General features: G+C 58.3%; 24 protein-coding genes. 14 read left to right on the forward strand and 10 right to left on the reverse strand.

Going from position 1 to position 26,843, the window contains the following annotated elements; all coding sequences use genetic code 11:
- The first annotated feature begins 4 nt into the window (after nucleotides 1–4).
- Nucleotides 5–718, forward strand: a complete 714-nt coding sequence (locus tag AC1DKH_RS20545) for a heme-copper oxidase subunit III family protein (protein ID WP_477799119.1) — start codon at nucleotides 5–7, stop codon at nucleotides 716–718.
- Between the two features lie 13 nt (nucleotides 719–731).
- Entirely contained in the window at nucleotides 732–1,049 is a 318-nt protein-coding gene (locus AC1DKH_RS20550) for a cytochrome C oxidase subunit IV family protein (RefSeq protein ID WP_477754581.1), read from the forward strand.
- A 32-nt stretch (nucleotides 1,050–1,081) separates the two neighbouring features.
- On the opposite strand, the gene AC1DKH_RS20555 is transcribed toward AC1DKH_RS20550, so the two are convergent.
- The 3 genes from AC1DKH_RS20555 to AC1DKH_RS20565 form a co-directional block, all read right to left on the reverse strand.
- Complete coding sequence (locus tag AC1DKH_RS20555; RefSeq protein ID WP_477754580.1) at nucleotides 1,082–1,642, reverse strand: magnesium transporter; 561 nt, start codon at nucleotides 1,640–1,642, stop codon at nucleotides 1,082–1,084.
- A 151-nt stretch (nucleotides 1,643–1,793) separates the two neighbouring features.
- Complete coding sequence (locus tag AC1DKH_RS20560) at nucleotides 1,794–2,084, reverse strand: hypothetical protein (protein WP_477754579.1); 291 nt, start codon at nucleotides 2,082–2,084, stop codon at nucleotides 1,794–1,796.
- Nucleotides 2,085–2,244: 160 nt separating this feature from the next.
- Entirely contained in the window at nucleotides 2,245–3,066 is an 822-nt protein-coding gene (locus AC1DKH_RS20565) for a helix-turn-helix transcriptional regulator (protein WP_477799141.1), read from the reverse strand.
- A 96-nt stretch (nucleotides 3,067–3,162) separates the two neighbouring features.
- On the opposite strand from AC1DKH_RS20565, the gene AC1DKH_RS20570 reads away from it, so the two are divergent.
- The 7 genes from AC1DKH_RS20570 (at nucleotide 3,163) to AC1DKH_RS20600 (ending at nucleotide 10,638) form a co-directional block, all read left to right on the forward strand.
- A complete protein-coding gene (locus tag AC1DKH_RS20570; RefSeq protein ID WP_477799120.1) occupies nucleotides 3,163–4,119 on the forward strand; it encodes a threonine dehydratase in 957 nt (318 codons plus the stop codon).
- A 111-nt stretch (nucleotides 4,120–4,230) separates the two neighbouring features.
- Nucleotides 4,231–4,926, forward strand: a complete 696-nt coding sequence (locus AC1DKH_RS20575; protein ID WP_477799121.1) for a tRNA (adenine(22)-N(1))-methyltransferase — start codon at nucleotides 4,231–4,233, stop codon at nucleotides 4,924–4,926.
- Nucleotides 4,927–5,419: 493 nt separating this feature from the next.
- On the forward strand, nucleotides 5,420–6,070 hold the full coding sequence (locus AC1DKH_RS20580) for a hypothetical protein (RefSeq protein ID WP_477764258.1): 651 nt from the start codon (nucleotides 5,420–5,422) through the stop codon (nucleotides 6,068–6,070).
- A 590-nt stretch (nucleotides 6,071–6,660) separates the two neighbouring features.
- Entirely contained in the window at nucleotides 6,661–7,113 is a 453-nt protein-coding gene (locus AC1DKH_RS20585; RefSeq protein WP_477799122.1) for an Ohr family peroxiredoxin, read from the forward strand.
- 126 nt (nucleotides 7,114–7,239) lie between these two features.
- Nucleotides 7,240–7,698, forward strand: coding sequence for a MarR family winged helix-turn-helix transcriptional regulator (locus AC1DKH_RS20590; protein WP_477754574.1), 459 nt, complete (start codon nucleotides 7,240–7,242; stop codon nucleotides 7,696–7,698).
- A 452-nt stretch (nucleotides 7,699–8,150) separates the two neighbouring features.
- Nucleotides 8,151–9,602: a multiheme c-type cytochrome gene (locus AC1DKH_RS20595; protein WP_477799123.1), complete on the forward strand. Its 1,452-nt coding sequence runs from the start codon at nucleotides 8,151–8,153 to the stop codon at nucleotides 9,600–9,602.
- 331 nt (nucleotides 9,603–9,933) lie between these two features.
- Entirely contained in the window at nucleotides 9,934–10,638 is a 705-nt protein-coding gene (locus tag AC1DKH_RS20600) for a response regulator (protein ID WP_477799124.1), read from the forward strand.
- Here AC1DKH_RS20600 and AC1DKH_RS20605 read toward each other — a convergent pair.
- From AC1DKH_RS20605 to pdxR, 4 genes are all read right to left on the reverse strand, one after another.
- Nucleotides 10,628–12,115 (reverse strand): sensor histidine kinase, encoded by a 1,488-nt coding sequence (locus tag AC1DKH_RS20605; RefSeq protein WP_477799125.1) that lies wholly within the window; start codon nucleotides 12,113–12,115, stop codon nucleotides 10,628–10,630. The genes AC1DKH_RS20600 and AC1DKH_RS20605 overlap by 11 nt on opposite strands.
- 268 nt (nucleotides 12,116–12,383) lie before the next feature.
- Nucleotides 12,384–13,649, reverse strand: a complete 1,266-nt coding sequence (locus AC1DKH_RS20610) for an MFS transporter (RefSeq protein WP_477799126.1) — start codon at nucleotides 13,647–13,649, stop codon at nucleotides 12,384–12,386.
- A gap of 51 nt (nucleotides 13,650–13,700) precedes the next feature.
- Entirely contained in the window at nucleotides 13,701–14,771 is a 1,071-nt protein-coding gene (locus AC1DKH_RS20615; protein WP_477799127.1) for a sugar phosphate isomerase/epimerase family protein, read from the reverse strand.
- A 112-nt stretch (nucleotides 14,772–14,883) separates the two neighbouring features.
- Nucleotides 14,884–16,392 (reverse strand): MocR-like pyridoxine biosynthesis transcription factor PdxR, encoded by a 1,509-nt coding sequence (gene pdxR / locus AC1DKH_RS20620; protein ID WP_477799128.1) that lies wholly within the window; start codon nucleotides 16,390–16,392, stop codon nucleotides 14,884–14,886.
- A 348-nt stretch (nucleotides 16,393–16,740) separates the two neighbouring features.
- Here pdxR and AC1DKH_RS20625 point away from each other — a divergent pair, with 348 nt between their 5' ends.
- From AC1DKH_RS20625 to AC1DKH_RS20640, 4 genes are all read left to right on the forward strand, one after another.
- Nucleotides 16,741–17,613 carry a DNA/RNA non-specific endonuclease gene (locus AC1DKH_RS20625; protein WP_477799129.1) on the forward strand — a complete coding sequence of 291 codons (873 nt, stop codon included), beginning with the start codon at nucleotides 16,741–16,743 and terminating at the stop codon, nucleotides 17,611–17,613.
- A 224-nt stretch (nucleotides 17,614–17,837) separates the two neighbouring features.
- Nucleotides 17,838–20,021 carry an ornithine decarboxylase SpeF gene (gene speF / locus AC1DKH_RS20630; RefSeq protein WP_477799130.1) on the forward strand — a complete coding sequence of 728 codons (2,184 nt, stop codon included), beginning with the start codon at nucleotides 17,838–17,840 and terminating at the stop codon, nucleotides 20,019–20,021.
- 80 nt (nucleotides 20,022–20,101) lie between these two features.
- The gene (gene potE / locus AC1DKH_RS20635) at nucleotides 20,102–21,442 is read left to right on the forward strand and encodes a putrescine-ornithine antiporter (RefSeq protein ID WP_477799131.1); all 1,341 of its coding nucleotides are present in this window, start codon (nucleotides 20,102–20,104) and stop codon (nucleotides 21,440–21,442) included.
- Nucleotides 21,443–21,490: 48 nt separating this feature from the next.
- The gene (locus AC1DKH_RS20640; protein ID WP_477799132.1) at nucleotides 21,491–22,396 is read left to right on the forward strand and encodes an amino acid ABC transporter substrate-binding protein; all 906 of its coding nucleotides are present in this window, start codon (nucleotides 21,491–21,493) and stop codon (nucleotides 22,394–22,396) included.
- 61 nt (nucleotides 22,397–22,457) lie between these two features.
- Here AC1DKH_RS20640 and AC1DKH_RS20645 read toward each other — a convergent pair whose 3' ends face one another.
- On the reverse strand, nucleotides 22,458–24,158 hold the full coding sequence (locus tag AC1DKH_RS20645; RefSeq protein WP_477799133.1) for an aspartate:alanine exchanger family transporter: 1,701 nt from the start codon (nucleotides 24,156–24,158) through the stop codon (nucleotides 22,458–22,460).
- A 144-nt stretch (nucleotides 24,159–24,302) separates the two neighbouring features.
- Nucleotides 24,303–25,640: an MFS transporter gene (locus AC1DKH_RS20650; RefSeq protein ID WP_477799134.1), complete on the reverse strand. Its 1,338-nt coding sequence runs from the start codon at nucleotides 25,638–25,640 to the stop codon at nucleotides 24,303–24,305.
- 230 nt (nucleotides 25,641–25,870) lie between these two features.
- Here AC1DKH_RS20650 and AC1DKH_RS20655 point away from each other — a divergent pair, with 230 nt between their 5' ends.
- Nucleotides 25,871–26,437 (forward strand): nucleotidyltransferase family protein, encoded by a 567-nt coding sequence (locus AC1DKH_RS20655; RefSeq protein ID WP_477764282.1) that lies wholly within the window; start codon nucleotides 25,871–25,873, stop codon nucleotides 26,435–26,437.
- A gap of 214 nt (nucleotides 26,438–26,651) precedes the next feature.
- On the opposite strand, the gene AC1DKH_RS20660 is transcribed toward AC1DKH_RS20655, so the two are convergent.
- A partial coding sequence (locus tag AC1DKH_RS20660) for a co-regulatory protein PtrA N-terminal domain-containing protein (RefSeq protein ID WP_477799135.1) occupies nucleotides 26,652–26,843 on the reverse strand: 192 nt, incomplete at its 5' end.

Raw genomic sequence — 26,843 nt, forward strand, 5'->3', positions numbered from 1 at the left:
AGCCATGGCATTGCACCCGCAAGCCCAAGTCGAGACCAGTTCATCCAATCCACCAGGTTCGCCACCTGCGCCGGGATGGCAGGGCATCGCCAACGATTGGTCCTCGGATAAAGAGGCCTTCAAGCAGGTCCCCTGGGGCAAGGCGATGATGTGGATATTCCTGCTCAGCGATACTTTTATATTCACCTGTTTTTTAACCGGCTACATGTCGGTACGCATGACTATCACCACCGCCTGGCCGAACCCCAGTGAAGTGTTCGCATTGACGATCGGCGGTAGGGAAATCCCGCTTATTCTGATCGCCATCATGACCTTTGTGCTGATCAGTAGCAGCGGCACCATGGCCATGGCCGTGAATTTCGCCTATCGCCGTGATCGTGCGAAAACCACGGCCCTGATGCTGGCGACCGCTGCCTTGGGGGTGACTTTCGTCGGCATGCAGGCATTTGAATGGACCAAGCTCATCGCAGAAGGGGTGCGTCCCTGGGGGAACCCCATGGGGGCGGCGCAATTTGGTGCCAGTTTTTTCATGATTACCGGTTTTCACGGACTGCATGTGTCAATCGGCGCCATCTACCTCAGCATTGTGGCGCTGAAAGTTTTGCGGGGAGATTATGAGCGCTCCGGAAACTATCAGAACGTCGAGATAGCAGGGCTTTACTGGCACTTCGTGGATTTGGTGTGGGTGTTTATTTTTGCTTTCTTCTATTTGTGGTAGAGGAGCACGGGTGATGGCACATGCTCAGGGTCAGCAACATCCAATCAGTTTGTACCTGAAAATCTGGGGGCTGTTATTCGTCCTCAGCACGCTGTCGTACCTTGTCGACTATTTCCACTTCCATGGCTACCTTCGGTGGACGCTGATTATCACTTTCATGTTGTTGAAGGCAGGTTTAATTGTCTCCATCTTCATGCATATGGCATGGGAGCGGTTGGCCATGGTCTACGCCATATTGGTGCCACCTTTGTGTTTACTGGTGCTCGTCGGACTCATGGCCACCGAGGCAGACTATGTTTTCCTCAGCCGGGTCATTTCCTTTGGCCAATAAGCAGCTTTCGGATGGCCTTGAGTCTCCAGGCGTTAACCCGATATCACTCGCTTGAACTGATGCCATTTGTGCTGCCAGGCCACTGTCCAGTGCGGGGCTGCCGTTCCCGTGCCGGCGATCTGCAGCATTGGATGATGTTTGATTACCTGGTCCAATAGCGATTCTTGATCCGGCTCAACATCCACGAAGAAGATATGTTTGCCTTCGTTTACCACCTGCTTGAAATTGCGGAAGTGAGTGTTCGGCACCTGGAACCCAAAAAAGCCGCCTTCCCAGATGCAGAAGCCCAAAATAACAATGGCAAGGAAGATAACTGGCATCCAGCCTGCGGCGGATTCTGTCCAGCCCATCCAATAGGCGACACCCAGGACCAGTGCTGCGAGGGGCACACCGATCACCGCACCAATCTCACCAGAGTGAACAGCATCTTGCTCCATTAACGAGTTAACCTCGTGGAGGTGATGTTGTTCGACATCAGCAACTTTTTCACTGAGCACATGAATTTGTTCGGAATTGATGCCGCTGGCTTCCAATTCATTTTCAACGGTTTCGAGATCGTTGAGATTGTCACTGATGTAATAGTGTCGATTCATGCCACACCTCCCAACTCGTGTTTGCTGTAGACCTCCTTTGTCCGGCAGCTGTTAACCAGGATTTACAGTCGGTACCTGTACCGTGGGGAACGTTGCATACTTCATGCAATCTGAAAAAAAGTATAGCACTCGCCAGCATGCGGATCGGTCGCTAATTGATCTGCACAATGACCGGACCTTCCGTTACGATCGGCGGGTTCGCGTGGATACTCGAGGTGTTTTTCTGAATCCAGTCACGCGCTACTTTCAAGCTCGCATCACTGCCGGCCTTGTCTATGCAAACAGTGATCGACGTACCACCGTCACCCGTATTCAGCAATGTGTAGCTTACGAGGCCAGGCACTGTCCGCAAGGTAGCTTCGATGTCGTCTTTGCGCTTTTCCAGAAGCTCGAAAAGTTGCTTTGCTCCCGTACCCAGGTAGGTTCTTATCACCGCGTACATAGTCGTCTCCTTTGGGAGTACCGTCTTGATGCCCATCCAGATCCGTTGATGGCCGCAATCACACAAGTTTCAACTCGCCCTGATTTATTAAGCTTAGCCAAACGCCGGCGACAACCGAAATGTAACGACCACCGGCCCATCGCAAACATCAAACCCGGCGCTAACTGAACCTTGAACATTGACGCAACTGCGCCGGGCTCACGCCAAGGCGTTGCTTGAAGGTGGTCGCCATGTGTGCCTGGGAGTTGAAACCGCAGGCGTAGGCGATCTCCGTCAGCGTGGCAGTCGAATCGCGCATCAGGGCTCGGGCCCTGGCGAGGCGTCGGTCGATCAGGTAACCGTGCGGGCTTTTGCCTGTGGCGTTTTTGAAGGCCCGCATGAAATAGCCTTCGGACAATCCAAGTAGCCCCGCCATTGCCGGTACGCTCAACGGGCCATCGAGGCCAGCATCAATGAACTCATCGAGCAAGCGCATCCGGTAACCGGTTATCGAGCCATGGGCCGGTGACAGCACTGCTTCGCTATCCGTCGCCCGGGCAGACAATGCCAGTGCCCAGGTCTCCCAATCGTCCTCCACGCAAGCGTGCAACAGCGCGGCGCGCATTCGCCGTGCGAGGGCAGTGGCCTGCCGGTCGATGCGATTGTTGAAGGCGCGATCCCCGACCAACGCAATACCGTCGGTGCGCATCACCCGCAGGTATTCACCGCCCGTGGGTGATTCGGACAACACGTCACACCCAGCGGGAACGAACGCCAGGCCGTTGGGCACGGCATCGAAAGGGCGTATTCGGTCACTGCCGATAGCGTGCAGGCCTCGCTGGCTGTCGAAGGCAAAGCCGATTCCCGCCTGGGTCGCCACATAGCGGGTCGCGTAGGCACAGCCGGGGAGCAATTCGATCGCCCAGGGGCCGGCCTCGATACGGCGGACCGGTTCGGACAGGAGTGGCGGCGTCATGCGGTTTCGATAGCTCATGAACACCATAGTAGTGAAGAGGGGGGACAAAAGTCAGGTCGGTTTTCTGAAAGCCAGCGTACTGCGTCCGTGTCCAGACTGGGCAAAATCTCAGGGGGATCAATCATGCACAGACTGACTCGCGGCGATATCGAACAGGCTGCACGCAACGTTTACCAGGTCATGCCGGCCACCGCCCAATACCCTTGGCCGTTGCTGGCTCGGCGGTTGGGTTGCACGGTGTGGGTCAAGCACGAAAATCACACGCCTACCGGTGCTTTCAAAGTGCGCGGCGGTATTACCTTCATGCACTGGCTCAAACGCGAGCACCCAGACGCGAAAGGCATTGTCAGCGCTACCCGCGGCAACCATGGCCAGAGCCTCGCGCTGGCAGCTGGCGCACTGGGTTTGCGGGCGTTGATCGTAGTGCCGCAAGGTAACTCGGTAGAAAAGAACGACGCCATGCGCGGCTTTGGCGCTGAAGTGGTCGAATACGGGCGCGATTTCGATGAGGCCCGCGAAGAGGCTGCACGCCTTGCGCAGGTGCATGACCTGTTCCTGGTCCCGCCGTTTCACACCGAGCTGGTCAAAGGCGTCGCCACTTATGCGCTGGAGCTGTTCAATGCGGCGCCGGACCTGGATACCGTATATGTACCGATTGGCTGTGGCTCGGGGATTTGCGGGGTGATCGCCGCCCGCGATGCGCTGGGACTGAGCACCCGGGTGGTGGGCGTGGTTTCCACGCAAGCGGCCGCCGCACAGTTGTCGTTTGACACTGGGGTCCTATGCGAAACCGCCTCGGCAACCACCTTTGCCGACGGTCTGGCCGTACGCAAGCCAGTGCCTGAGGCCTTTGCCGTCTACGCGCAAGGTGCGGAGCGGATTGTAGCGGTCAGTGACGCGCAGATTGCCGAGGCCATGCGCGTGTATTACACCGATACCCATAACCTCGCTGAAGGGGCCGGTGCGGCGGCGCTGGCAGCGCTCATTTCGGAGCGTGAAGCCATGTCGGGAAGAAGGGTGGGTGTGATTCTATCCGGCGGCAACGTCGACAGATCGGTGTATGCGCAAGTGATTGCGTGAAGGGGCAATGACCTTGGTCACATAAATTTGAAATGCACGGCGTTGCTCGACACAATCGCGCCCCGATCCGGCCAAAAGGCGCCGGACGTTTGTGGTGAAAAGGGGCCGCAGGTGAACGAACAGACATTGTCCATGCGCCTGGAGCGCGTGGCGGCGCATGTGCCAGCCGGCGCGCGCCTGGCCGATATCGGCTCGGATCACGGCTACCTGCCAGTGGCGCTGATGCGCCGTGGCGCCATCGCGGCGGCGGTGGCCGGCGAGGTGGCGTTGACGCCGTTCCGCTCGGCCGAACGCACCGTGCGCGAGAACGGCCTGGACCCGCAGATCACCGTGCGCCTGGCCAACGGCCTGGCGGCAATCGAGCCGGGAGACGGGATCACGGCGATCAGCATCTGCGGTATGGGCGGCGAAACGATCCGCGACATCCTCGACAGCGGCAAGGCGTACCTGAGCGGTCAGGAGCGCCTGATCCTGCAACCCAACGGCGGCGAACAGCCACTGCGCCAATGGCTGATGGACAATGGCTACCGCATCCTCTGCGAGGAAGTGCTGCGGGAGAGTCGTTTCGACTATGAAATCATCGTCGCCGAGCGCGCCGGGCCGGTGATGTACACCGCCCAAGAGCTGTACTTCGGCCCATTGCAGATGCAGGCCCGCAGTCCGGCGTTCCTGCTCAAGTGGCAGCGCAAGTTGCGCCAGAAGCAGAAGACCCTGACCCACTTTGCCCGGGTGCAACAGGCCGTGCCCGAGGAAAAGGTGCAGGACATCGCGCGTCAGGCCCGGTGGATCACCCAGTTACTGGCTTGAGGACGCGTGGGGGCAGGCGATGTGCATACAGCGCGATGGCGGTTTTTTTTCGGAATAAAACCGGAAACGATTCAGCTCCTTGGCTACGCCGGTTTCAGCCAAGGAGACAGGTACTCCCTGGTGTTGGATTTGGTACCGTTTGTCGAGCATCCTGCTCAAAAAGTGAACGATTTTGATAGGCTTCGCTCTGATGTTCCGGCAGACGGGATCCTTTGAGAGGTCGCGCTGCACTCACTAATAAAAAGGACGTATACCTCATCTGCATTGAATGGAATGCACATGGGGATTTTTTTTACCTGAGACCTGGAGTGATAGTATGCCGTCATCACTGACTCGCTGGGCGAGTCGCTCCCTCTTGTAATACCTAATTATTAAGTTGCTTCAATCATTGCGAACTTGATCTTGCAGGTGCGAATAAATAATTCGCATGCCTGGGGCATGGTCAATTTGCACTGCGGCTATAAGTGGAGATGTCATCTTGGATATTAATACAATGATCGGCCTGATTGGCCAGAAAGAATCCATGGAGTTTTTGCGTTTAGGTGTTGTTTACGTTCACCTGTTGGCTTGCTGCGTAGCGATTGGCCTGGTGTTTGCCAGCGATGCCGCAATGGTCAAGGATTTATGGAAAGGTCGTGTGTCGTCGGGGCACGATAATGAACATATGGCCAGTCTTCAGAAGTCTGTTTCCAATGCGTTGATATTCTTGTGGATCACCGGAGCCGCGGTAATAGGCATTGATTATCTGGATAAAGGCATGAACTATTTTGCCAATCCAAAACTGCAAGCCAAAGTCATCATTGTATTGTTGCTGACGTTCAACGGCATGTTGTTGCACCGCTTTGTATTGCCGGCAATGCTGAAGGCCGGGTCGCTGCTTGATCTCAAGGTCAGTGTACGAATGTTTGCCCTGTTCTCTGGCGCACTGTCGGGCGTGTCCTGGCTGTATGCCGCCATGCTCGGTGTCGGTCGACCACTGGCCTGGAAATATTCGCTCACCGAGTTGCTGATGGCCTATCCGGTGTTGATCGTGCTCGGCTTTGCGATGATGGTGGCGCTGACTCAGTGGGCGCGCAAGCGCAACGAAGCAACGCCAGCTCAGGAGACTTCGTGGCTGTTTGCGGGTATTCCTGCGCTGCGCTGAGCTGACGAAAACCCAGGTAAAGACGGGTAAAACCGTTTGACCCTTTGAAACATCAGACCCCCTCCTGGCGAGGGGGTTTTTGTGCGTGTGGGAAACAGGAGGTCAAAGATAACCGGCTCGATTGGCCGGTTTTTTTTTCGAGTGAAAGACATCCATTTCATTTCAGCGCCAACGACTTGATCGTCATGCGTGAAAGCGATCCGAAGCGCGTAACCAGAGGTCCCCGTAGGGCCGGACGGTGAGAAGTCCATCAAGGGGGGAGGGTAGCGAGGCTGATCTCGCGTCTACCGCTCATCGCCAAGGCACAAAATAGGCTTTGACATCATTGGGGCTTTGGTTGAGTATTCATATGTCGCATGCGATCTAATCGAACGCGATATGATGTAGCAACAACCCTTGCCGTTTGGAGACTCAGCCATGAACACCGGAAGCCGCCGCACAATGTTTATCTCGACCGCCCACGCTTCCCATGGCCAAAACGGCAACAACTGGATCATTGCACACGCCAATTGATGAACGTTGCATTTTAAGCGCCATAAATATCGCATGCGATACAATCGCACGAAACATTAAATCCTGAGGAAGGCCCCATGAGCAAGATCGAAAAAGTACTGGCAACCGGCAAAACCCACACCACTCATAACAGCGCAGGCAACACCTCGCGCGGCCATAACGGCAACCTCGATATCGTGCTGTCGTCCCCTGGCAGCGACACACCGGCACACGTGCTCACCGCCGTCCAGCCGCACCCGAAAGCCGAGCAACTGTTCGCCGGAGCGTGGTCGGCTTGCTACATCGCAGCGGTGGGGCTGGCCGCCCTACAGATGAAGGTGACGCTGCCGACCGACACGGCCGTCAACATTGAAGTCGATCTGGGCCAGACCGGCGCGGCTTACTTCCTCCAGGCTCGACTGACTTTGCGTGTGCCGGGGCTGGATCATGGGGTGGCGACCGAGTTGGCCCACAACGCCGATGCAATCTGCCCGTATTCCAAGGCCACACGCGGCAACATTGATATCGACATCAATGTCTTGACGGCATAACCCACTCCACGGCCGGCTCACCGGGGATCTCCCGGTGAGCCGGCCTTCAGTGTTTATGCGCACTTCCGATACCATCGCGTACGATGTAAAGTTTCAGTCTCGCCAGACTGACCCAAGAGTATGTCCATGAAAAACACCGACAAGACATCCGCCCTGGATCTCAAACTCTCCGATTTCCTGTGTTTTGCGGTCTATTCAACCAATCTGGCCTTCGGCAAGGCCTACAAGCCGATGCTCGAGCGGCTTGGCCTGACTTATACGCAATACATCACCCTGGTTGCGCTGTGGGAGGAAGACAACCAGACCGTTGGCAGCCTCGGCGAAAAGCTGTTTCTTGAATCCAATACCCTCACACCGATCCTGAAGAAGCTGGAAGCGATGGGTTATCTGCTGCGCCAGCGCGACCCGGAAGACGAACGCCAGGTGCGGATCAGTCTCACCAGAGAGGGGCGAAAACTGCGCGAAGGCCTCACCGAAGATGGCTTCCCGCAAACCGGTCTTGACCCCGACGACTTCGTGCAAATGCAGAAGGCCATAGTGAAGTTACGGGGCAGTCTCATCCGGTCGACGAAAGACAGGGAGTAAGTCGTAGCGAGTCAAGTGAGTGGCCCCGGATTTGCGAGGTGCAGCAAATAACGGATCAGATCTGAGCGGCTCATTAAACCCGGGGGGCAATTGGGCTATCGGATGTTGTGTGGCGGTTGCACGGCAGGGCTGGCCCTCTGGTCTTGATACCCCCCGATTTCGGAGCGAGCCCCCCCCACTAATGGGCGCGATTCCCCGGCAGAATTCGCACCTCCATTAGCTCAAGAATTTCAAGTTCTGAGCAATGTTTGCCGGGCTCTCAGGTCGGCCGATATGTTTTGTTACATCGATGGCAAGGTAATTGCTGAGTGAGCGTATCCCGACCATGAAAGGTGCAGAGTCGGGAAACTGTGGAGCTGTAAGTACCCCATTGAGTGATTGCACGTAAATACCCCTGGCTACTCAATAGAAGTGCTGCAGTCCTCCTCTGCAACCGTCCAGGGGAAATGCTTATGAGCCACTCCAGATACACGTGTGCGCGGGTAGCGCTGCTCGGATTGTGCTTTCTAGCCAGCCTGCTGACGGTAACGCTGATGGCGGCAGACGAACCTCAGGGCAATGACAATCAAAGTAACGAGAAGTGGCTGGAGCCGGCACGCTCCAAGCTCATGCATGTGACTGGCGCGATGCCGTTCTTTCCACATCGGGCCAATACCCCCGGCAACCTGGTTTTGAATGTGAAGGACTTCGACAATGCCCAGGTATGTGGCGCTTGCCATACGGAGATCTACAGGCAGTGGCGCTCGTCGATGATGTCCCAGGCCTGGGATGAACCCATCTATCGGGCCTTGCTCAAGCGTGCGAGTTCATCCACCGAGGGGAAGGTCGATAACTTCTGCACTGGCTGCCATACCCCGATCGGTCTCACGACCGGGCAGATCAATTCGCAAGTCAACCGCTCCTCGATTGAAGACAGCACGAAGAATCATCCGATGCCAGGGGTCGATTGCGAGACCTGCCACAACATCAGTGCCCGCACGGGCCTCGATAACGGTGCCTATGTTCTGAGCCCTCGGGCACACGGTAAACCGACCAAGTTCGGCCCGCGCAAAGATGCCGTTTCGCCGTATCACGACACCGTATATTCCGCTCTGCACACACGCTCGGACTTTTGCGGCACCTGCCACAACGTCACGCATCCCTTCAGCAGCGTGGCGGTCGAGCGCACCTATGACGAATGGCAGGAGAGCACCTACAGCCTTAACGATGTCACCTGCCAGAGCTGCCATATGCCGGGTTTTGCGGGCAAGGCCGCGATCATGGGGCCAGACCGCGAAGAGGTCGCCTCGCATTGGTTCAGTGGAGCCAACGCCATGATGCTCAAGCATCTCGGTCAGGAAGAGGGTTCGCAACGCGCTCGCGACATGCTCGCGAGCGCAGCGCAAATAACCTTCCAGCAACCGCCGGCAGCCATCATTCCCGGGCAATACACCTCGGTAGCGGTCAAAGTTTCCAACGTCGGCGCCGGGCACAAGCTGCCGACCGGTTTTCCAGAGGGACGGGAGATGTGGATCGATTTCCGGGTGCTCGATGCCAGTGGTCGCGAGCTCTATCGACTGGGCTCGATCAAGGACGGCAAGACCGAGGACAACACGCGAAACTTCAAAGTGCACATCGGCGACAAGGACGGCAATCCATTGGATGTCGAGGTCTGGAATGCCACGCAGATTCTCTCGGACAACCGCATTCTGCCCAAGGGCTACGATATCGGGGAGTTCTCCTTCCTGGTGCCGGCCGACGCAGTCGGGCCGCTGACCCTGACGGCCGCACTGAACTACTGGCCGTTTTCGCAGAAGCTGGCCGACTACCTGCTCGGCAAGGACAAGGTGCAGGTGGAAATCACCCAGATGGCCAAAGTTACGCAGAGCGTACCCTTGTCACCGATCACTGCGTCCCGACGCTAGGGGGCGTTCTCAATTAGTTTGGCCGGGCCTGCTATCGAGCCGGGGTTGCATGTACCTGAGTGCAGGAGAGCGACTGTTGGTCGGATGAAAGATGGGGCCGGGTTTTATGAAGCTGTCTGTTTATTGACGTTTTTAATGGTGTTTTAAAACAATGGGTTGGCGTCTGAAAATCAGGGGTTTGTCATAATGAATGCTTGTTGACGATCGAATTTTGCCCGACCTAAGTCTGATTTTCGAACACCTGGAGCCTGGGACATGCGACTGGCGACGTCCCCGGTTCCCTGCTATTAATCAATGAGTGTTCGATTGCTGATCCTTTCGGGAGCGCGTCATGAATCCATCCATTCGCATCGGCATTGCCGACGATCATCCGATGTTGCGTGAGGGCGTTGCCAATACGTTGAGAAAACGGGCGGATCTGCAGGTCGTGGATCAGGGCGCCAATGCGCAAGATGCCATGGATATTGCCCGCAAGATCCGTCCGGATGTGATGTTGATGGACGTCAATATGCCGGGCGATGTGTTCGCCGCGGTGCGGTTCATTTCCACTCAACTGTCGAATGTGAAGGTACTGATGCTGACGGTTTCAGAATCCGAAGACGACGCCTTTTTGGCACTGGAGGCCGGCGCGCGCGGGTATGTGTTGAAAGGAGTCAGCGGACCGGAACTGGTCCTGGCAATCAGATCGGTTGCCAGGGGGGAGACGTATATCACCCCCGAGTTCGCCAACAAACTGCTGAGTAACGACAAGAAGCACGAAGCGCAAATTCACACGATTGATCTGACCCATCGGGAGGAGGAGGTCATTCGTGAAGTTTCAAAGGGGCTGACCAATAGGGAGGTTGCGACAAAGCTGATGATCAGCGAAAAAACCGTCAAGCACCACATGGGCTGCGTGATGCAGAAACTGCACGCCCGAAATCGTGTCGAAGCGGTCACGGCTCTACGGCATTACAGGGAGCGCGAAGCGGTCGGGCGACTTCACACCGGCGCAGCAAAAACACGAATGGATGCCGGAACGCTCCCTAGAGTTTGAACTGTGCATTGACCGACGTACCAGAGACGCAGGAGTCGATGCTGAACAACCCGCCCAGAGATTCAATGCGATAACGCAAACCTGCGAGCCCCAATCGGGTTCTGCCGGATGTCTCTTGCAGCATGGCGTCCGTCGCCATGCCTGGACCACTGTCCCTGACGCTGATGTTCAATACTTCATCAATGTATTGCGCCTGGATGACCTGACCCTCGCCGTTGGCATGACGGTAAGCATTGTTGAGGGCTTCTTGCACAAAACGGTACAAACAGAGTTTGAGCGGCAGTGGCGCGGCCTCCGGTAGCAGCCCCAGGGTTAATGTGACCTTGGTGCCAGTGCGTTGCTCGTGCCGTTGCGCCACCAGTTGCAACTCTTCCACCAGGCTCAATTCATTAATTTCCGGAAGTGCCAGACCTCGCGATAAATCGCGGACCTCACTCAATGCGTCGGTGGCGGCGCCACGAATGGTTTCCAGCGACTCCTGATCGACAGCGGAGCAGTTTTCGGCCAGGTCGTCGAGCCGGATCAGAATCAAGGTCAACAACTGCGCTGGCCCATCGTGCAGGTCTGCACCAATGCGCCTCAAGGTGAGTTCGTTGACATGGGAAAACTCCTGGGTAGCCGTCGCCATCTTGCGCTGGAGTTCGGCATTGCTGATGTGCAGACGGGTTTGCTCCTGCAGCCGTAAGCGCAGTGCCACTTGTTGTCGCTGGATAATCTTGTCACCGCGTCGCACGATGAAGAAAAGCAGCGTCAGCATTGCCAGGGTCGCGGCGCCAACGACCTCCCATACCTGATCCCGGACGCGATCGATCTCGCGCTTCAGACTATCGGCCTTTTCATAAAATTCGCCCACCGCGATGATTTTTCCGGAGCTTGAGTCCCGCAGGGGCGCGTAGATCTCATAGAGCGGCAGGTCGAGATTGCGCTCGAACTCGTTCTCATCCTGGCTCAGGTCTTGAAGGTCGGTGACCACTTTGCCCTTGAGTGCCTCGGAGATCTCATCCAATGGGAACTGGCGGTTGGTGATGGCTTTGTTCGTGCCGTAGATCACCGTGCCATCCGCTCGCCAGATCTTGATCGAGACAATGTGCTGTTTTAGCGAACGACTTTCAGTGAGGCGGTCCAGGAACTGGACACTTGCAGCCGAGAGGCCGCTTTCCCGGCTCATCTCCTGCACATAGGGCTCCAGAAACGTATCCATGTACTGAGCGGCTGCTTCTGCCGCGCTTTGTACTGCGGCACTTTCTATTCGTTCACTCACCAGATTGCCGACGAAGAACATGGTCAGTCCCAGGATCACCGCAGCGGCAATGACAAACTGGGTCGAGCGACTTAGATTGCGCGCCTTGACCCCGATCCGTGTGCGCCAGATTCCATTGCGAGCCGCATCGGAAACAGGGGCTGGCTCGACCAGAGCCTCAGTCTCCTGCGCGATAAAAGTCGCGTTTTTTGATTCGACTTTTGCATCTTTTGCCATCGACCTGGTTCCCTGATCATCGTGATAAGTCGGTTGGAAACCCTGCAACTCAGTGGATATCTGGAGATTGGCTATGGGCGCCACACCCATGATTGACAGTAGTTCACTGTATAGCGATCCGACAGCTTCACTGATGAACTACACACCACGGATGATCAGCCAGTGCATCGTCGGTGCTGCTTGATGGCGGCACCCGTGCGGCGGTAACCGAAAGGCTCCGGCTACCGCCGCACGGCGTGGTGTTGCGACGCGTACACCCGGTCTATGTTCAGGCTTGCGCGGCGCTGACCTTGCCAGTGACCGTGGAATTTTTCCGTACCGCTTGATACAGCAGGCTGGACACCATGAACCCGACAATCGCCAATACGCTCATCAACGAGAACACGTAGTTGTAGCCCTGTTGACCCGGGAAGTGGTCAAGGATTGCGCCATAGATGACGTAGGCAAACATGCCAGGCGCATAGCCGATCAGGCAACCGATACCAAAGGCCGAGCCGGTGATGTGCTGGGGAATGCCGACTTCACCCATGGGTGCCCAGAACACGCCGCGCATGGAAAACACGATCAGCGCGAAGGAGAGGGTGGCCGCCATGCCTGCGTAGATGTAATCCGGGCTTTTCGGGATGAGCATGACGACGCCCATCAACGGCAACAACGCCAGGAATGCCCACTTCAGATAACGGCTGGAACTCTTGAACTGCTTGTCGGCAATGAAGCCACCGGCAGGGCCGCCGAGGATCTTGAGGAAGTACTGGTTGATGATGCCGTAGGCGCCCACCAGGGCGACAGGCAGTTCGTACATTTCCTTGAGGTAGGGAATGAAATAGGTCAGGCCGCAGTACACGATATAGACCATGAACACGTTGAGGCTGACCAGCCAGATGCCCGGCACCTTGATGGCCTCGAGCAGGTTCGACAAACCGTTCTTGGGCTTGACGGTCGACTGGCTATTGCCGCTCTTGAGCAGCAGCCAGGTCAGGGTCCCGGCAAGAATGTCGATGACCGAGTAGAAGAGGATCGCCGACTTCAGACCGTTTTCACCGGAGCCCATGGCGACGAACACGCCCAGCGCGGAAAAGGCGACCAGGGTATCAATGACGCCGCGTCCACCCTCGAGGAGACCGAACAGGCGCCCCTGTTCCTTATCGTCACCCAGGTTGCGGATGGCTTTGAGCAGCGAAGGCCAAAAAAGACAGTCGGCACAGACGGCCAGCAGGCAGAACACGATCAGCAGATTGCTGAAGGGCGGAAAGGTCGCCAGGTAGAGCCCGAGGCTGCCGGTGCCGATCAGGCCGAGGGGGATCAGCTTGCGCGTGTCGAACCGGTCGGCGAGCATGCCGCCGACGACAAACAGCGCGGTGGCGATAATGGCGTTGGCGCTCAGCAGCAGGCCGATTTCAGTGTGGGACAGCCCCATGAATTCCTGCATGGGGATGTAGAAGGCGTCTTTGAGACTCGCCAGCTTGTAGATGGTGCCACCACCGAGGATGAGAATCAGGAATCTGAGCCATTTGGCCTTGTCTTGGGATGTCATTATTATTCTCCAGGCTTGATTGGGTACGCAGTGTCGCTCGGCACGTCAGGTTCAGGCGCCAGTGCAATGGGCCAGGGTCAACTCGGCCAGGGTGCGGAACTCGGCCAGCAGACCTCGTACAAAGGCCACCTGGTTGTTGGCCCAACGGTGTTCACCGGCGAGCATTTGCTCCAGCGAGAAGCCTTGCGGCAGCGCCGTTTCACTCATTTCCCGGTAGGCAATGAACGGGTCGGCGGCTTCGTCGAGTTGGCGGAACGCCGGGGCCACGTAGTGGTTTTCCTGCTCGAGAATGAAGGCGATCACTTGCGGGGTTGACTCACCGAGCATCAGCAGTTCGAACAACATGCGTGCGTTGGGCAGGTCGTCTTCGTCACAGCCCTGCAGCACGCCGTAATGGCCGAATGCGTTTTGCTCGGGGACGATGCGCACACCCTTGAGGTGGGTCTGGCGTATGTGCGGCGCCAGGTTACGGAGCGCAGCAAGGGGCTGTTCGCAGGCATTGATCATGTTGCCGAAGTCGAACAGGGCGTGCAGGCGAGGGTGGTTCAGCCGGCTCAGCAGTTGCGCGATCTCGCCGCTCTTGAGTTCCTCATGCTGTTCGAAGTCGAAGAACAGGTCGTGCTCGTCTGCCTGCTGCGCGAGGTAGTGCAGGTCTGACTCGATAACGTCCATGACCCGCGACAGCGCCCCTTCGTAGCGTGAGTAAACACGGATGTTGCGGGTGCCCAGCGCCTTGGCAATGGCGATCACTTGATCGACATCTTTTTTCAGGGTGCTGCTGATTTCCAGATGCACATCCAGCCCGAGTGTTTTGGCCTTGGCAGCGAACGCCTGAAGTTGCGCGGCTGTCATTTGACTGAGGCTGTTTTCCTCACCGTCGAGCAGGTGCAGGCTCAGGCCCTGCAGCTCGTGGCGATAGGCGAAGTCCAGCAGGTCAGCGGGTGTCACGTGGCCGTGGGTCAGGTTGGTCAGCAAGGGGTAGGCATGGGCAAACAGGCGCAGTTGCCCAAGCCGGTCGAGCAATTGGCGGGCCAGTGCCTCAGTCAGTACGGGGGGAGCCCCGGCCCGGGCAGCCTTATGGCTGAGCAAGGCGTTGAATCGTTCCTGGATCTTATTGTTCATTCGAGTCGTTCCTGGTTCAGACGCCGGGTCTACCGGCGCAGCCTTTATCGCGCCAGTCAGGAACTCTCGATAGATCCATTATCAGTTAAATCATAAGACCACTTGCCTTGCGTCAAGTGGCCTGCTGCAGGTAGCCCAATGTGCTCAAGGCCTGGACCAGTGCTTCGACGCGCGCCCGGGCCTGGTCCTCGGGCGTGCTGGCAAAACCGATCAGCAGAGCCGGCGGCAAGACATGCGCGATGCAGTAGTCACTCAGGGCATAGGTATGGATGCCATGCTGGCCGAGTTCCCTGGCAAGGGTGTCGCCATCAAGGTGCGCGGGTAACCAGGCGATCAGGTGCATGCCGGCTTCCACGGGCGTGATCCTGAAAAACGTGCCGAGCCGTTGCTGCAATTGTTCGACCAGTGCTTGCTGGCGAGCCTGATACAGCGCACGCATGCGCCGGATATGACCGAGAAAGTGGCCTTCGCGCATGAAGTCTGCCGTGACGGCCTGAAGCAGTGTGGGCGGGCTGCGGTCCATGACCGCCCGCAGGGTGCAGAAGGGTTCGACCAAGGCGTTCGGCAGTATCACGTAACCCAGGCGCAGCGAGGGGAAGAGCACTTTGCTGAATGTCCCGGCGTAGATGACCCGGGCCCATTGGTCCATGGCATAGAGTGCCGGCAAGGGGCGGCCGTTGTAGCGAAATTCACTGTCGCAGTCGTCCTCGATGATCCAGCTTTGATTGCGCGCGGCCCAATCGATGAGCTCCTGGCGCCGCGCATAACTCATGGTGATGCCCAGCGGATGCTGACGCGAAGGCGTGGTAAACACCAGGCGGGCGTCAGGGCACTGAGCCAGGCCTTGCTGGACATCGATGCCCTGTTCGTCGATACGCAACGGCACAACCAGGCCGCCCTGGGCCTGAAGCGCAATGCGCGCCGCGATATGCCCCGGGTCCTCCATCCAGAAGCTGTCCTGCGGGTTGAGCAGCAGCATGCCCAGCAGGTTGAAGGCTTGCTGGGCACCGGAAACGATGACCACCTGATCGGCCGTGCAGTCGATGCCACGGGCATCGAAGACGTATTCGGCAATCGCCTCGCGCAGGGCCAGCAACCCTTGCAGCTCGCCATAGCCGAGCATGGCCTTGGTCGGTTTGTACAGGTGGCGATTCATCAACCGCTTCCAGACAGATTGCGGAAACGCATCGTAGGCAGTGTGACTGGGCAGGAACGAGGTCGGGCTCTCGGTGGACCAGCCCGCATAGGAAACCCCTCGGAAATGATCGCTGCGCAACGACAGCATCGACTGGCTCAGATCGGACAGGCGAGGCGGCCGGGGCTGGTGTTCTTCGTCATCAGTACCGCGGCCTTCCCATTCATGGCCGACGTAAGTCCCGGCCCCGGTGCGCGACGTCAGGAAACCTTCGGCAATCAGTTGATCGAACGCGTTGAGAATGCTGATTCGCGAAAGCTGCAGTTCTTTGCTCAGGGTTCGGGTGGATGGCAGACGTACGCCTCCCTGAATCCTGCCACCGAGAATCTGTTTGCGAATCTGCAAGTAGAGTTGGCGGTACAAGGGGATGGAGCTGGCACGGTCCAGCTCGATACCTGACAACAGCAAACCTGCGGAGGATTTCATTTTTGGTTCGTCTGGATGGAGTGAGTCTGGCCTGAATTGCCGTCAGGCACCTGGGGGCGCAAGGGTATCGAGCGGTACTGGATATGTCATCCGGTCCGCTTCTTCGCCGAGCACTTGCGAATAGAATCCAACCGCCACCCGGCACTAACGTATCTTGTCATGGTCAATAAACCCCGCACGACCCTCAGCGGTCGAACTGCCCGGAACCGACCGGCCCCGCATCGGTAATTTGATCAAGGACAGTGAAAGCATGCTCGCCGCCACATAATCAGCAACGGCCTCCACCTGGTTCCGTGAATCGGGACTCGCCCTACGTTTACCCCTCAATTCCATTCGAAGATTTTAAGCATGCACCTACGCAAAATTGCAGTTGGGCTGTCGGCCCTTGTTTTGCTCTCGACCGGGGCACAAGCCCGCAGCCTGCTGGACCTGCTCAAGCCGCCCACCGCGCAACATGAACAAACGTCCCGCTCGGGCTCGATCAGCCAGAGCGCGGCCCTGGACCTCTATTCAAGCAAACAGAAACAGGCATCGTTTGACGGCTGCGCAGATCTGTTCCCGGCAGCGAAACCGATCAACACCGCCACCGTGCCTGCAACCATGAAGCCCCTGGCGCTGTGTTCCGACAACTTCGCGGTGCTGTACTCGCAAACCAGCAAGACCCCGCTGGTCGTGGTCGAACGCCTGAACGCGGCCCAGTTGCAGGATGCCAAAGGGGAGGAGCGCACCAACCAGTTCTATCCGGACCCACGCATTCCCAAGGGTGGGCGCGCTGAGTTGAGCGACTACCGCAGCCAGCATCCGGCCGTGGACCGTGGTCACCAATCCCCAGCCGCCGATGCACCGAACCCCAATGCAATGGCCCAATCCTTTGCGCTGTCGAACATGGTGCCGCAAGACCCGACCAACAACCGCAAGATCTGGAGCAAGGTCGAGTCTGATGTCCGAAAGTTTGCCAAGCGCGCCGATGGCAACGTGTTTGTCTTTACCGGCCCGCTGTTTGACTCTGGCCACTCCACCATTGGCGACAACCAGGTGTGGGTGCCGACGCGCCTGTTCAAGTTGGTCTATGACGCATCGTCCAAACGTGCCTGGGCCTACGTACTGCCTAACGCTGAGACCCGAATCGAGAAGCCGATGGACTACGACACTTTCGTGAAGAGCACCGGGCTCAAATTGCTCGGGAACCTGCCCGTCACGGGTTCCGCAGGGCGCACCTGATGGCTGGATGAGCAGCACCCCAAAGGTTGGATGCAACCGTTGGGGTGTTTCATTGTCATGAACCACGCAAAAACAATATCAAGGAAACAAATTCAGCAAGAAGTAACAAATAGTAAAAATGAACTATACCCAATAGGGCAATCGCTCCTGACCCCGGGACATGATGCCTCTGAAGTCGGTCGTCCCAGGAACTTCAACGTCAAACAGACCGAGAGATTCTGGTTATGAACGCCTTGAAAATCGCTGCCAGCGATGCGGTACGATTTTGCTTTCGTAATTCCCGTGAAATCGTCCGGCTCGACCAGACGGACTTTACCGATGTCGCTGTCGCCGTGCTCTGCGTTGATGACTTGGCCGCCGGAGTGCTGGATGCCATCAAGCGTACCGGCTTCGACATCCCGATCTTCCTGGTGGCCTCTCAGGGTCGCAGCAATCGCTCCCTGGCGATCTACAAGCAACTGCAGGATGTCATCTTGCAGGTCAATGGCGTCTTCGACTTATCCAGCAATAATGCCGAGTACCACGGCAACCAACTGGAGACAGCCGCCAAGGCCTATGAAGCAAGCCTGCTGCCACCGTTCTTCGATTCACTCAAGCACTACACCGAAGCGGCCAATGCCACCTTTGCCTGCCCCGGTCACCAGGGCGGCCAGTTCTTTCGCAAACACCCGGCGGGCCGGCAGTTTTTCGACTTCTTCGGCGAGACGCTGTTTCGCGCCGACATGTGCAACGCCGACGTCAAGCTCGGTGACCTGCTGATCCACGAAGGCCCGGCACTGCTGGCGCAGAAACATGCCGCGCAAGTGTTCAACGCCGACAAGACCTACTTCGTGCTCAACGGCACCTCGGCTTCGAACAAGGTGGTGACCAACGCCCTGTTGACCCCCGGCGACCTGGTGCTGTTCGACCGCAACAACCACAAATCCAATCATCAGGGCGCGTTGCTGCAGGCCGGCGCCACGCCGGTGTACCTGGAAACCGCGCGCAACCCGTACGGCTTTATCGGCGGCATCGACGCCCACTGTTTCGAAGAGGACTACCTGCGCGGACTGATCGCCGAGGTCGCCCCGGACAAGGCCCAGCTGCCGCGGCCGTTCCGCCTGGCGATCATTCAACTGGGCACCTACGACGGCACCATCTACAACGCCCGGCAAGTGGTCGACCGCATCGGCAAGCTGTGTGATTACATCCTGTTCGACTCGGCGTGGGTCGGCTACGAGCAGTTCATCCCGATGATGAAGGACTGCTCGCCGCTGTTGCTGGATCTCGACGAGAACGACCCGGGCATCTTCGTCACCCAGTCGGTGCACAAACAGCAAGCCGGCTTTTCCCAGGCCTCCCAGGTGCACAAGAAAGACCGGCACATCAAAGGCCAGCCGCGCTATTGCAACCACCACCGGCTCAACAACGCCTTCATGGCGCAGGCGTCCACCAGCCCGTTCTACCCGTTGTTCGCTTCGCTCGATGTGAACGCGCGCATTCACTCAGGCCGCAGCGGCCTGCGTCTGTGGGAAGACTGCGTGAAGTTCGGCATCGAAGCGCGCAAGTTGATCCTCGAAGCCTGCACCATGGTCCGCCCATTCGTGCCGCACAGCATTGAAGGGCGCGCGTGGGAAGACTATCCGACGGAGGAAATCGCCAGCGACATCCGCTTCTTCGAGTTCCATCCCAAGGACCGCTGGCACGCTTTTGCCGGCTACGCCGAGAAGCAGTACTTCATCGACCCGTGCAAGTTACTGTTCACCACGCCGGGCATCGACCCGGTGGACGGCAGCTACACCGACTTCGGCATTCACGCCGGCATCCTGGCCAACTTCCTGCGCGAGAACGGCATCGTCCCGGAAAAGTGCGACCTGAACTCGATCCTGTTCCTGCTCACCCCGGCCGAAGACTGGGCGAAGATGACCCACCTGGCCGCGCAAATCGCCCGCTTCGAACGCTTCATCAGCGATGACGCGCCGATGAGCCGGGTGCTGCCGGCCATCTACGCGCAGCACCAGGAACGCTACCGTGACTACACCATCCGCCAGCTCTGCCAGGAAATGCACGACCTGTATCGCAGCCACAACGTGCAGCAATTGCAGAAGGACATGTTCCGCAAGGAGCACTTCCCGAAAAAGGCCATGAACCCGCAGCAAGCGCAAATCGAGTACATCCGCGGCAACGTCGAACTGGTGCCCTTGGCGGATGCCGATGGTCGCATTGCGGCCGAGGGCGCGTTGCCTTACCCGCCGGGCGTCTTGTGCGTTGTACCCGGGGAGATCTGGGGTGGCGCAGTGCTCAAGTACTTCCTTGCACTGGAGGAGGGCATCAACCGCTTGCCCGGCTTCACGCCGGAACTTCAAGGCGTTTATCTGAAGCAGGAAGGCGGTCGCACGCGGGCGTATGGCTATGTGATCAAGCAGTAAGGATCACCCTCGTACTCGATGGCAGGTGTCAAGTCGGCGGGCCCAGGGGTTAACTCTCTGAACAAGGCAAGGAGTTTGCGATGGCTGATTCAAGCAAGAAAATGGGCCTGATGGGGCTCACGACGCTGGTGACGGTCAACATGATGGGCTCGGGCATCATCATGTTGCCCACCAACATGGCTCAACTGGGTGCCGTCTCTTTGTTGTCGTGGATTTTCACGGCGATTGGTTCGATGGCCATCGCCTACTGCTTTGCCCAGTGTGGCGTCTTCTGCTCACGCTCTGGCGGCTTGTCCGCCTACACCGAAGAAGCCCATTCAAAGTCGGGTTTTTTCCTCTGTTCGTACCTGTACTTCCTGTCACTGGCCATCGCCAACGTGGCCGTGGCCATTTCGGCGGTGGGCTACATGACGGCCTTCGTGCCCTGGCTGGGCACGGGTGCGATTCCCCTGTGCGTCGGCACGATCGCACTGATCTGGCTGACCACCTTCGCCAACTTCGGTGGACCGGGCATCACCGGCAAGATCGGCGCGTTCACGGTATGGGGCGTGATCATTCCGGTAGCCGGCCTGAGCATCATCGGCTGGTTCTGGTTCAAGCCCGATGTGCTGGCCGCCGCCTGGAACCCCAACAGCCTGGCGATCTCCGAAGCCATCAGCAAGGCGATCCCCCTGACCCTGTGGGCCTTCCTCGGCATGGAATCGGCGGCCCAGGCCACCGATGCCGTGGAAGACCCCAAGCGCAACGTGCCGTTGGCCTGCCTGTTCGGCACCCTGGGTGCCGCCGTGGTCTATGTGCTGTCGACCACCGTCATCCAGGGCATCATTCCCAACGCTGAGCTGGCCAAGTCCTCCGCACCCTTTGCGCTGGTCTATGCCACGATGTTCAGCCCGATGGTGGGCAATATCGTCATGGCCCTGGCGGTCATGGCCTGTGTCGGCTCGCTGTTGGGCTGGCAATTTACCCTGGCGCAAACCGCCAAGATGACGGCTGACCAGAACCTGTTCCTCAAGCTGTTCAGCAAGGTCAACTCGATGAATGCCCCCGTCGTCGGCATGATTGTCTGCGGTGTGCTACAGACCCTCATGGCCCTGTCGACCATCTCGCCCGACGCCGCCGCACAGTTCAGCAAACTGGTCAGCCTGGCAGCGGTCACCAACCTGATCCCTTATATAACTGCGATGACCGGCCTGCTGGTGATCATGCACAAGGCCGGGGTCTCGTCGTCCATCTACTCGCGTAACGTGGTGGTCTTGCTGATTGCAATGACGTACGCCTTGTACGCCCTGTATGCCTGCGGCAAGGACGCAGTGATGGGCGGCACCCTGGTGCTCGCTGTCGGCTACCTGCTTTATGGATTCCTCGCCAAGCGCTTCACCGAAGCGCCAGCGGCCAACCAGACCAGGGCCGCAATCCCTTAGGCGTGGCCACCAGGACTGCACAGACATCTGCATACGGGGAAACCGGACATGAACGTACCATTTGCCACAACCACCAGACTGCTGCTTGCCTTCGCACTCTTGACGCTGCCACTAGTGGCCGGCGCCAACACCCTTGAACGCGTACGCAGCAGCCACACCTTTACTTTGGGCTACTTGCCTGACCTGGCGCCTTTCAGCAAGCAGGAAGGCGACAAAGCCAGCGGTTATGCCATCGACCTGTGCCTGAAAGTCGCCGACAAGCTCAAGAGCGAGCTGGGTCTGCCCGACCTGCAAGTGCGCTACCAGCCCGTCAGGATTTCGGACGAGGTCAACGCCGTGAGCCAGGGTAAAGTCGATATCCTCTGCACGCCGACACCGCCCACCCTGGAACGGCGCAAGATGATCAGTTACTCCATACCGATCTACACCGCTGGCCTCTCGGTCGTGGTGCGCAACGATGCTCGCGAATCGCTGCTCAATGTGCTCAATGGCAAGGTCGCCAATACCGGTCCGACCTGGCGTGCCAGCATCAACAACGGTCTGGCCAACCAAACCTACGCGACCCTGGAGGGGGGCGTGACCGAAGACTGGATTCGCGAACAGATGCGCCTGCTCAACGTGATCGCTTCGCTGGTGACCGTGGACAACAACGACGAGGGCATCAAGCTGGTCGCCGAGGGCAAGGCCGATGCCTTCTTCTCCGAACGCATGTTGCTGCGCAACGAAGTGGCCAAGGAGGGTGCGGCCAAGAACCTGATGCTCCTGGACCGCATCTTCGAGTACTCGCCGGTGGCGATGATCGTGGAGCGCAACGACGAAGACTTCCGCTTGCTGGTCGATATGGCCCTGAGTGAAGCCTATCACTCGGGCTTCATAGAAAAGGCCTACGACCAGTACCTGGGCGGAACCAACGCTACCGTGAGAAAACTGTTCAGGGTGTATGCGTTGCCTTAGTGGCATCGGGCCTTCCGCGGACGTAATGCAACTGTAGGAGCGAGCTCGCTCCTACACAGCGTCAATTGGCGAGGACCATGGCGAAGTAGCCGAGGACCGTCAGCAGGATTCCCGAGACTGCGAACGCTACCGGAAAACCGACCCACGGCACGTTGCTGCCGATTTCTGCCGCCGCTTCGAGGCACGGTCCGGAATGACTGCGGGCACCGGCCATGCCGCCCATCAGTACCGCCGGATTGATCTTCATCAAGTGATAGCCAACCACCCAGACGGCAAACGGCGGCAGCATGCAGGCGACGAAGCCCACCAGGAATATCTGCACGGCCAGCGTACCCGTCAGTTGGGCGAGGAGGGTTGCACCGGCATTGATCCCGACAATCGCCACGAACACCAGCAGGCCCATGTCCTCAAGGATGTTACGCGCCGCGTTCGGCGTATTGCCGAAGAAACGCAGGCGCGAGGACAGTGACGAGACGATGATGCCCGACACCATCAGGCCGCCAGCGCTTCCCAGGCCGACAGAAGCGCCAAAGGCGGGGAACTGGATCAGACCGATCAGCAGCCCCAGGGTCATCCCGGCAAACAACGTTAACAAGTCGGTCATGCTACTGGGGCGGGCGATGACGCCAAACAACTCGCCCGCACGTTGCACGGCGCTGGACAGACCGGTGACGAACAGCACATCGCGGCGTTGCAACCGGGTCTGCGGCCCTACCGGTAGCGGTACACCGCCGCGCTGGATGCGAGTCAACTGAAGCTGCCCGGCCAGGTCCAGTCCGCGGAACTCCTTGAGCGGCTTGCCGATGACAGCTTTCTCGGTCACCAGGATCTCCGCGTGGTCCAGGGGGACGGCGAGCGCCTTGGCGTCATCGACCTCCGGGCCGATCAGACCGATGTTGGTGGTGAGGCCTGTACGTGTGCTGCCAAGGGTAATCACATCCCCCAACTGCAACTGGATATCCGGATCTGCCCCTATCGACTCGTCACCGTGATGCACATTGACGATGCGATATTCGGGGAAGCGAGCGAGAAATTCACGGATGTTGAGGCCTGCAGTCGTGGGATTTTCCAGGCGGTAAGCGCGCAATCCGAAGGCCTTGTCGGCGGTCAGGCCGTCGTCCTCCAGATCATGCATCCCATGCTGTTCCTCATAGCGACGGGCTGCCGCCTTTGCATCGACACCCCACCAGCGCGGCATGTATTTGCACATCAGTACGATGCCGATGGTGCCCCAGATGTAAGTGATGCCATAGGACAGGGTAATCATCGCCGACACCCCCTCGACCGTGTCGCCCGGTGCGAGGTGGACGGCACCCGAGGCAACCGCCTGTTCAGCCGAGCCGATGGCCGAGGACATGGTCGTGGCCCCGGCGAGGATTCCGCCGGCCGCGCCGGTCGGCAAGTTGAATAGACGCGTGCCCAAGACCACCACGGCCAGACTGACCAAACTGCAAATGACCGCAAGGACGGTGAACTTCAGCCCGTCATCCTTCAGGCTATTGAGGAAGGAGGGACCGACCCGCAAACCGACCCCGTACATGAACAGGTAGTAGAAGAGGTTCATGGTGAACGCGTCGAGCTTGAAGGTGATGCCATAGAGGGAGGCGGCAATGGCGACGCCACTGCCAACCACTATGGCGCCTCCGACGGTACCCAACCCATAACCCTTGATGGTGAAGCGGCCAATCAGCACCGCCAGGCTCACTATCAGGAACAGCAACATGTAAGGGTTGGCATTGAGAAACGAGAAGAGTGCCTGCACGGGTTGATTCCCCTTTTTCGCAACGTTAATGCCTGATGTCAGGAAAGACTCAGGCAGTAGCGTAGCGTGTGAATCCGGGGAGGTTGACCCGCAACACCTTTGCGATTGAACAGTACCGGGCCCAGGACAGGCTTGTTTGGTGTTTCAGGCGGATGCACTCACTCCTAAGCCTTTCTCCTGCGACGCAACGTCATGCAGGGAAATCCTTGAAGTCTCCGGCAATGCCAGCCCACCCGCCAGCGCGAGCAATGCAACCGCGATCAGATAGAACGCTGGTGACAGGTTGCTGCCGGTGGTGCTGATCAGCCACGTAGCCACCAACGGTGCCGTGCCGCCGAAAAGGGTGTACGCCATGTTGTAGGTGATCGCCGAGGCGGTGTATCGGGTACGGGTAGGGAAGGTTTCCGAGAGCAAGGCCGCCGTTACCACGCCACACAACACCGCGCCAATCGCCAGGAGCATGACGCCGACGATGGACGCTGCGAACGAACCGGAGCTGGCCATCAGGAACGATGGATACACGCTCACAATCAACAGCGCGCAGGCTGTCGTCACCGTCATTCGACGTCCGACCCGGTCCGAGTACAGCCCGGCCAGCGGGCAGATCGCCGCAGCGAACAGCAATGCAATCAGCGACACCAGCAACGCTGTGGCGCGACTCAGGCCACCAGCGACTTGCAAGTACGTCGCGAAATAGGTGGTGAACATATAAAACGACAGTGCTGTGAGTGACACAAAAGCGCCCAGACAGCAGATAGCCGCACCATGGTTGCGCAAGGTTTCCTTGAGTGGGGAGTGTGCGACTGCACGTTCCTGGGTCACCGCCTGGAATGCCGGTGTCTCATCGAGCTTGCAGCGCAAGTAAAGACCCACCAGGCCCAGGGGCGCGGCAATCAGGAACGGCAGGCGCCAGCCCCAACTGCCCATTGCTTCGGCCGACAATGACGCCTCGAGTGCGTAGGCCACCACAGCCGCCGCGGCGAAGGCGGAAAATGTCGACACCGGAAGGAAGCTGCCGTACCAGGCGCGTTTGTCACTCGGTGCATGCTCCATCAGGTAGGCACAGGCACCGGCGTATTCTCCCCCGGCGGAAAAGCCCTGGGCGCAACGGATCAGGGACAGAAGAATCGGCGCCATGACTCCGATCGCCGCATAAGTGGGCAGCAGACCGATCAAGGTTGTTGCCCCGGCCATCAGCAGAATGGTCATCGCCAGGGTTCGTTTGCGGCCGATCCTGTCGCCCAGCATGCCGAAGAAAATCCCGCCAAGGGGCCGAAACGCAAAGGCCACGGCGAATACCGCAAAGGTCTTGAGCAACGCGGCACTGGCATCGCCACTGGGGAAAAATTGTTGGGCGATGGTCGTGGCCAGAAAGCCATAGACGGCGAAGTCGAACCACTCGACGAAATTGCCGATGCCGGCAGCCACAATCACTTTTCTCAGCGTTCTTGGGCTGACTTGTTCCATAGTTGCGCTCGTCATGCTTGACCTCGACAATTCGTAAGTAAGCTATCGATTATCGGGGCAGACACCGGGGCGGCTCACTTCAAAAGTGTCATCCACATAGCCAGCACCGACTTCATTGCGTTGAACGAGGCATGAATCGCGCCAGATTGGCCGAGGGTGAGCAAAGGGCGGTGTTTTTCGCGTATTTGTAAAGCGTTGGCGGTATTGTCGGTCGCCAGGACTTGATCGATTTAGAAGGGATGAAGATGACATTGACTGTCGAAAGCCTGGTCAGGATCGCAATGGCCAATCCAGTAAACGCAGAGCTTGCTGATCGCTTGCCTGAGCTCGGTTTGAACCAGTGCATGCTCACGGCCGGTTGCCTGTTTCAGGCCGCCTGGAATCATCAGTCACAGCGAGCGGCAGGGTGGGGAGTGAAGGATTACGACGTCTTTTACTTCGATGATGATCTGTCGTGGGAAGCCGAGAATGAGGTCATCCAGTCCGCTCAGCGTCTGTTCAACCACCTCGACGTGAACATTGAGGTCAGGAATCAGGCTCGCGTTCATCTGTGGTACAGCCAGCGGTTCGGCGGGGATTATCCTCAGCTTCAGTCGGCTAGAGACGGGATTGATCGCTACCTGATTGCCGGTACCTGCATGGGTCTGGATGTTGAAACGGGCGAGGTCTATGCGCCTAACGGCCTGGCCGACACAGAGCACGGGTTACTTAGAATCAATCCAAGGAATCCCAGGCCAGACTTGTTCGACCAGAAGGCGAAAAGTTATCAGGCTCGCTGGCCTTGGCTCAGGATCGTAGAGCTCCAAAGTTGAATGGGAGCGAGGGGAGTTTACCGATGAAGCAACTTATTGGAGATGAAAGCCAATTGCTGCCTGCCACTACGGCCTGTAAACGAAGCAGCCCTTGGCGAAGGGCTGCTTGGACTGTGGATTCAACACAACAGATTTTGTGTAAGCAGGATCTCGGTCAAACCGGCGCCAGCAGCACCTTGGGTGCTGCATTTGAGGCTTGAGGTCGTACAACAGATCAGCTGTTGGAGTGATCGGCTGCCTTGGCTTTGCTTTGAGCTACAGCGGCTTCAGCCTTCTGTTTCTGGGCAACCTGGTAGGTTTCCATCGAGACTTTGCGGGCCGACTCCATGCGTGCGAAGGTCCGGTCACCGCCACCTGTGGCCATCGCCAGAGAAGAAGCGGTCAGAGTGGCGACTACGAAGAGAAC

Source organism: Pseudomonas sp. 05L36, from assembly GCF_056398125.1.